This is a genomic window from Aeromonas sp. QDB14, assembly GCF_027707845.1.
Lineage (GTDB): Bacteria > Pseudomonadota > Gammaproteobacteria > Enterobacterales > Aeromonadaceae > Aeromonas > Aeromonas caviae.
Map to the genome: position 1 here is coordinate 1 of NZ_JAPCJD010000126.1, position 6,436 is coordinate 6,436.

General features: G+C 61.8%; 5 protein-coding genes. 4 read left to right on the plus strand and 1 reads right to left on the minus strand.

Going from position 1 to position 6,436, the window contains the following annotated elements; all coding sequences use genetic code 11:
* Positions 1-155 precede the first annotated feature (155 nt).
* Positions 156-1,529, plus strand: a complete 1,374-nt coding sequence (locus PG887_RS21470; protein WP_270822871.1) for a leucine-rich repeat-containing protein kinase family protein — start codon at positions 156-158, stop codon at positions 1,527-1,529.
* Between the two features lie 110 nt (positions 1,530-1,639).
* Complete coding sequence (locus tag PG887_RS21475; protein WP_270822872.1) at positions 1,640-2,287, plus strand: thiopurine S-methyltransferase; 648 nt, start codon at positions 1,640-1,642, stop codon at positions 2,285-2,287.
* Positions 2,288-2,572: 285 nt separating this feature from the next.
* On the opposite strand, the gene PG887_RS21480 is transcribed toward PG887_RS21475, so the two are convergent.
* Positions 2,573-5,347, minus strand: coding sequence for an insulinase family protein (locus PG887_RS21480; RefSeq protein WP_270822873.1), 2,775 nt, complete (start codon positions 5,345-5,347; stop codon positions 2,573-2,575).
* 162 nt (positions 5,348-5,509) lie between these two features.
* Here PG887_RS21480 and sixA point away from each other — a divergent pair, with 162 nt between their 5' ends.
* Both sixA and PG887_RS21490 read left to right on the plus strand, forming a co-directional pair.
* Entirely contained in the window at positions 5,510-5,977 is a 468-nt protein-coding gene (gene sixA, locus PG887_RS21485; protein WP_010674560.1) for a phosphohistidine phosphatase SixA, read from the plus strand.
* Positions 5,978-6,109: 132 nt separating this feature from the next.
* The gene (locus PG887_RS21490; protein WP_005324080.1) at positions 6,110-6,316 is read left to right on the plus strand and encodes a DUF1107 domain-containing protein; all 207 of its coding nucleotides are present in this window, start codon (positions 6,110-6,112) and stop codon (positions 6,314-6,316) included.
* The last annotated feature ends 120 nt before the right edge of the window (positions 6,317-6,436 follow it).

Consider the following 6,436-nt stretch of genomic DNA (forward strand, 5'->3'; position numbering starts at 1 on the left):
ACTCATGATGAACCCTTTTTCATGGCTCCAGATGACAAACATGATCTCATATCAGGGACTTGTTCGCACCTTCCCTATAATGCCCCTCCTTTGTGGTCTGGGGGGAGTGCCCGCAGTGAGCCACCGCAAGCCCGAATGTTGATAGAGACGATCCCATGCATACCCTGGAACAGCTTCGCGCAGGTAAACTCTGCGGCGCCCGCCACCTGAAACTCGCTGAAGGACTCACGGTTTTCCCCCCCGAGATCCTGAGCCTCAAGGAGACGCTGGAGGTGCTGGATCTCACAGGCAACCAGCTGAGCGAGTTGCCGGACGGTTTGGCCGAATGCAAGAAGCTGCGCATTCTCTTCTGCTCCGAGAACCGCTTTACCGAGTTGCCCGAGGTGCTGGGGCGCTGCCCTGCGCTCACCATGGTGGGCTTCAAGGCCAACCGGATTGAAGTGGTCTCCCCGACATCACTGCCCACCAAACTGCGCTGGCTTATTCTGACCGACAACGAGATTGAGTCGCTGCCGGACGAGCTGGGCCAGTGCAACGCCCTGCAAAAGCTGATGCTCTCGGGCAACCGCCTGCGCGAGCTGCCGGCAAGCCTTGCCAACTGCCATCGTCTGGAGCTGCTGCGCATCGCCGCCAACCGGCTCGAGGTCTTCCCCGACTGGCTGCTGGCGCTACCGCGCCTCAGCTGGCTCGCCTACGCGGGCAACCCCTTCAGCGACAGGCTGGAGCGCCGGCTGGAGCAGTGCGCCTCGGTGGCCGATATCCCGTGGGCTGCATTGAAGTTGGGGGAATTGCTGGGGCAGGGGGCGTCCGGTGTGATCCATCGTGCCGGGCTGGATGGGGAGGAGGGGACGCAGGCGGTGGCGGTCAAGCTCTTCAAGGGGGCCGTGACCAGCGACGGTCTGCCCCGCTGCGAGCTGGCGGTGTCGCTCGCCGCCGGCTGCCACCCCAACCTGGTCGGCGTGGTGGGCAGGGTGGGGGATCACCCCTCCGGCATCCCGGCGCTGGTGATGGCGCTGATCCCCCCGGATTATGTCAACCTGGCGGGGCCGCCTAGCCTGGACTCCTGCACCCGGGATGTCTATCCGGCCGGGGTGCGCTTCACACCCGCCGCGCTGCTCAGCCTGGCACAGGGCGTGGTGAGCGCCGCACGGCATCTGCACGGGCGGGGCATACTGCAAGGCGATCTCTATGCCCATAACCTGTTGCACTCTGTGCAAGGCAAAGAGCAAGGAGAGGGGCAAGAACAAGCACAGGGCCGGGTCCTGCTCGGCGACTTTGGCGCCGCCTCCTGTTACGACCGAGCCGATGAGGTGTTGGCCGGGCGGCTGGAGCGCCTGGAAGTGCGGGCCTTTGGCTGCCTGCTGGCCGAGCTGCTGGCGCGCTGTGATGGGGGGGACGCCGACCTCGACCCCCTTCATCGACTGGCCGGGGAGTGCGGCTTTGAGGTGCCTTCCCGGCGACCCACCTTCGCGCAGATCCTGACCCGGCTGGCAGCGATGGCGACAAGCCTGCCTGGGGTTGTGGCCTGAGGCCTGCCCATCGTGGGCCTTCTCGTGCACTGAGGCGGGATCATGGGGCTTGCGCCACTTCGGTGAAGTTGTGATAGTGATGCACCATTGCAGATGACGAGAGGAAGATGATGGAAGCGGCATTTTGGCACCAGAAGTGGAAAGAGAACCGGATTGGCTTTCATCAGGCAGATTTCAACCGCTGGCTGCAATCCTGGTGGTCGGCCCAGCAAGGGAGCGACCCCGTGCTGGTGCCCCTTTGCGGCAAGTCCCGGGACATGCTCTGGCTGCGTGAGCAGGGGCATCCAGTGGATGGCTTCGAGCTCTCCGAGCTCGCCATTACCCAGTTTTTTGACGAGAACAACCTGAGTGCAGAGAGAAGCGAGGTGGGTCCCTATCAGTGCCACCGGCACGAGGATCTGCGCATCTATCAGGGGGACTTCTTCGCCGCTCCGGAGCTTGGTCAGCGTTATCGCCTGGTCTATGACAGGGCGGCCCTCATCGCCTTGCCGGACGCCATGCGCCGCCAGTATGCCGCCCTGATGAGCCGCCTGGTGGAGGCGGGAGGGCAGGTGTTGCTGGTGACCCTCGAGTATCAGCCCGAGCAGCAGCTACAGCCGCCGTTCTCGGTGGGGGAGATGGAGGTGCGCACCCTGTTTGAGCGCGACTTTGGTGTCGAGGTGCTGGGCCGGGGGGCTGAGCTGGATCACCCCAGGGTGCTCTCGGGGCAGCTCTCCTATTTCGACGAGGTGGCTTACCGGCTTATCCGCCGGGGCTGAGGAGGGCGCGAGGCCGCTGCCAACGAGGGAAGTGGCGCTTGTTTTACCTCCTTTGACATAGATCAACGTGGAAAATCAGGGAAATGCCTAAGATGAGGCTGTTTCTCAATCACTGCTGGTGCCGACCGATGAGCTCTGGTTTGAACGCCGGTCGAACATCAACCCAGTGTCTGATTTTCACGCTCATGTTCACTTTTGGCGGCTCTGGTCGCAATTGATTATGGTTTTTCCAGCCGACCCCACAGGGTCGGCTTTTTATTGCCTGCGCGTTGCCAACAGGGGAGGTCAGCCTTCGAAGGTGGCGGCGTTGAGCCGAAATGCCCGTGGATCGTCGATAAACTGGCCGGTGATCCGCTCGTCATGTTCGTGCCCCTGACCATAGCTGCAGAGGATCAGCCGATCGGAGGTGCGCGATCGCAGCTGGGTGATAAAGCGCACCAGATCGGCGCGGCTCAACTTGCCCACCTCGTCGCAGACCCGTTCCCGCTGATCAAACCCCAGATCCTTGTTGCCGATGCTGACCCAGAGCCGCTGGCCGCGACTGCGCAGGTTGGCATCCCGCTCGCTCAACTGGGCTTGCAGCCCCGCCTTGCTCTCTTGCCACTGTTGCTCGGTAAATTCGAGCATGGCGAGCGGGAAGAGGTCGATAAACTCCTCCACCGCATCGAGCAGGATCTGCGGTCCCGCCACCGGCGACTGGATATAGAAGATCAGCCCCGGATGGCGATTGAGAGGCAGGTTGCCGGCGCCCACCACATACCCCAGTTGCTGGCGGGTGCGCAGCTCGTGAAAGAAGGTAGAGGACATGATGTGGTTCGCCAGGGTAAAGCAGGCGAGATCCCGCGCCCGGGTGGTGCGGGACTGGTAGTAGACCAGCAGCGCCGAGTCCTCGTGATCGCACCCCTGCTCGCGAATGAGGGTGCCTCTGTCCTGGATGGAGATGAGGGGGCGGCGGGTCTCGGCGCTGGGCTGGCTGTTGGCACCGAGGTGGCGCTCCAGCAGGGCCGCGAGTTCGAGGGCCTCGGCGGCCGTCCAGTCTCCGTGTACCAGGGCCTCCAGATGCACCCTGGCAAAGAGCTCGGAGACGAAGCCGGGCATCTCCCCGAGTTCGACGGTGCGCAGGTGGCGCAACAGCTGCTCGAAGGGCGGGTTGTTGGGTTGCAGCAAACTGGTGAGCTGGTTGAACAACTGGGAGATGGGGCGGGTCTTGGACTGGTTCTCCCAGTTGCGGATAAGCTGCTCCTTGATCTCGCTAAAGCGGGCCGGATCCGGATACCCCAGGGTGCGGTTGCCGAGGATCATGTCGAGCAGCAGCGGTTGCTTGTCGGCAAAGCCGCTGAGGTTGATGGTAAAGCCCCCCTGATGGGCATAAATCTGGTAGCCAAGGCCCGCGAGCTCCGCTGGGTAGGTGAGGGCGTTGAGGTGATCCGTGAGCAGTTCCACGGCCAGACGCGCCATGGCGATGTGACGCGGGCTCTTGACCGCATGTTCGCTGTCGACGGAGATATAAAGGCTGCCCTTGGGCACGCTGAACTGATGCTCATGCAGGTGCCAGAGCCGGAAACCGGGCCTGTCGATGAGGCAGGACGGCATGTCGGCGGGCAGCGCCGGCAGACGGGCGTCGAGGCGGGTGCTGATGAAGGGGTTGGGCGCCGGCAGGTGCAGGGCGGGATCCGGTTCACTCTGCTGCCAGCGGATCTTCTCGGCCTCGCTGATGCTCTGGACGCTGTAGGGTGTCTGGTACCAGCGGGCGAGGCGATCCGTGCTCGCTTCCGGGGCCTGGATGGTCACCCGCAGGTTGTGGGGCGTCAGCTTGGCGAGGAAGCGCCGGATCAGCGGCTCATCGAACTCGCGCATCATGTAGTCGCCGTAGAGCAGATCGTCCGGCCCGTAGCTGAACAGGTTGAGCACGAGGCCGGAGACGGTGTCGAGGGCCCGGCCCCGCTCCTGGAAGCGGAAGGCGGATTCCAGCACGCTGCGCTTCTCCTCATAGCGCCAGGCCTGCACCCCGCCCCGCTCGATGAGCTTCAGATAGCCAAACAGGGCGGCGATGATCTCGTCTACATGCTCAAGCCCAAGGGGGGTGAGGCCAAAGCTCACGCCAAAGTCCTTGAAGTTGGCGCCGCTGATGCCGCCGCCGGCGGCGAGCTGATTGACCCAGCCCCGCCCCTTGAGCAGGGAGAGCAGGCTGCCTTCCCCCTCATAGCCGATGAGGTGGCTCAGGAAGGTGAGGGGTTTTTTGTCGTAATACTCATCCACGCACGGCAGCGGGAAGGTCAGCGCCAGCTTGCGGGTCTCCTTGACCGGGGTCAGCTGGATGCGAATGCCGAGATCATCGAGCCGATAGAGAGGATGGCTCAGTACCTGAGGGCCGAGGCGGCGATCCGGAATGGCACCAAAGAAGCGATCACACCAGGCCAGCTGGGTCTCGATGGGTGCCGGTGAAAGCATGACCAGCGCCATGCGATCCGCACTGTAGTGGGTTTCGTAGAACGCAATGAGATCCGAACGCAGATCCCGGCCGGGGAGATCCGCCAGGGTGTCGAGGTTGCCCACCGAGAATTTGGAGAAGGGGTGGTCCGGATTGACCGTCTCCTTGTGCACCTGGTAGCTGCGGCGCACGTCGTCCTGCAGCTTGAGGCGGTACTCGGAGTCCACCGCGTTGCGCTCCTTGTCGACCCACTCCGGTGCAAAGGTGGGGCAGATGAAGAACTGGGAGAACCGGTCGAGCCCCGCCTCGAAGAAGCCGTTGTCGATGTCGAAGAAGAAGTTGGTGAACTCGGTACCGGTCCAGGCGTTGTTGCTGCCCCCGTGACGGCTCATGAATTGCTGGTACTCACCGGGTTTGGGGTAGGTGCGGGTACCGAGAAACAGCATATGCTCGAGGAAATGGGCCATGCCCTGGCGATCGGCAGGATCGTCGAAGTGGCCGGTATTCACCGCCAGGGAGGCGGCGGATTTGTCGGTCTCGGGATCACAGATCAGCAAGACCCTGAGCCGGTTTGCCAGCTCCAGATAGTGATACCGCCGATGGTCATTGGGACTGGCATATGGGCTCATTGGGGAGGGGCTCGCGGTGAATTTATTTGAATTTAAACATGATTATCGACCCCGCTATCTTGCGAGGCAAACCCTTTTCTGAGAGGTGGCGCAATTGTTTCCCCCGGCATGGCGGGGTAAGATCCCCCCGCTATTTAAACAGGCCCCCTGGGCGAGGTTGTAATGAAAATCTACATCATGCGTCATGGCCAGGCTGGCATGAACGCAAAGACTGATGAACAGCGTCCACTGACCGAGCAAGGCATCGAAGAGTCCATCCACATGGCGGGCTGGCTGGCTCCCCAATTGGCAGGCTCCCTGAACCTGGTGATCCACAGCAACTATCTGCGTGCCAGACAGACCTGGCAGGCCATCGCCCCCGTGTTGCCCAAGGCCCTCAAGGTCGAGGAGAGCGGCGACATCACCCCCTACGGGGATCCGGCTTTCGTGGCAAGCTACCTCACGGAGCTGGCGGCGGAGCATGACAACATCCTGATGGTCAGCCACCTGCCGCTGGTGGGGTATCTGGTCCAGAGTCTCTGCCCGGCGGCAGGGGCCCCCATGTTCGCGACGTCCGGGCTGGCCTGCATCGAATGGCAAGATGGCAAAGGAGTCTTGCTCTGGCTGGAAGGACCGCATACAATACGGTAAAAGTTAATAATAAGTTACATTTTGGTTTTTTGGGAAGAGGGAGTCGATTTTTCCGGTTTTTTATATAAATTTAACGGAATTATTTCGCATAAGCTGCTGTCATACGGATACAACTTCAAGAGGTTGCAAACGATGAGAGTGTTCAAGAAGTACCTGCCACTGATGGTGGCAAAACATGTCAAAACCTTCTTCAAGGGGCGGATTTACATCCACGGCAGGGGGCGCTTCGATTTCCAGTCGGGCTTGCTGATGATGCCATTGCAAGCCGACATTCCCCATCGCCAGACGGTGCTCGAGGTCAATGAACTGATTTCAAGGCTCCACATGGATGCCGCCTGAGGCGCCTCAGGCTGACCTTGGTCCCCCTCATGCCCGCCCCTGTGCGCAATGCTGATCAGTTAAGGATCCATTGACCGATCCTTCTGCTGTAGGACAATCCGGAACCAATCACTAGTTCCG

What these genes read in the sequence shown, in the direction of transcription:
- PG887_RS21490 (WP_005324080.1), top strand. Translation starts at nt 6,110, where the DNA reads ATGAGAGTGTTCAAGAAGTACCTGCCACTGATGGTGGCAAAACATGTC.
- PG887_RS21475 (WP_270822872.1), top strand. Translation starts at nt 1,640, where the DNA reads ATGGAAGCGGCATTTTGGCACCAGAAGTGGAAAGAGAACCGGATTGGC.
- PG887_RS21470 (WP_270822871.1), top strand. Translation starts at nt 156, where the DNA reads ATGCATACCCTGGAACAGCTTCGCGCAGGTAAACTCTGCGGCGCCCGC.
- PG887_RS21480 (WP_270822873.1), bottom strand. Translation starts at nt 5,347, where the DNA reads ATGAGCCCATATGCCAGTCCCAATGACCATCGGCGGTATCACTATCTG.
- sixA (WP_010674560.1), top strand. Translation starts at nt 5,510, where the DNA reads ATGAAAATCTACATCATGCGTCATGGCCAGGCTGGCATGAACGCAAAG.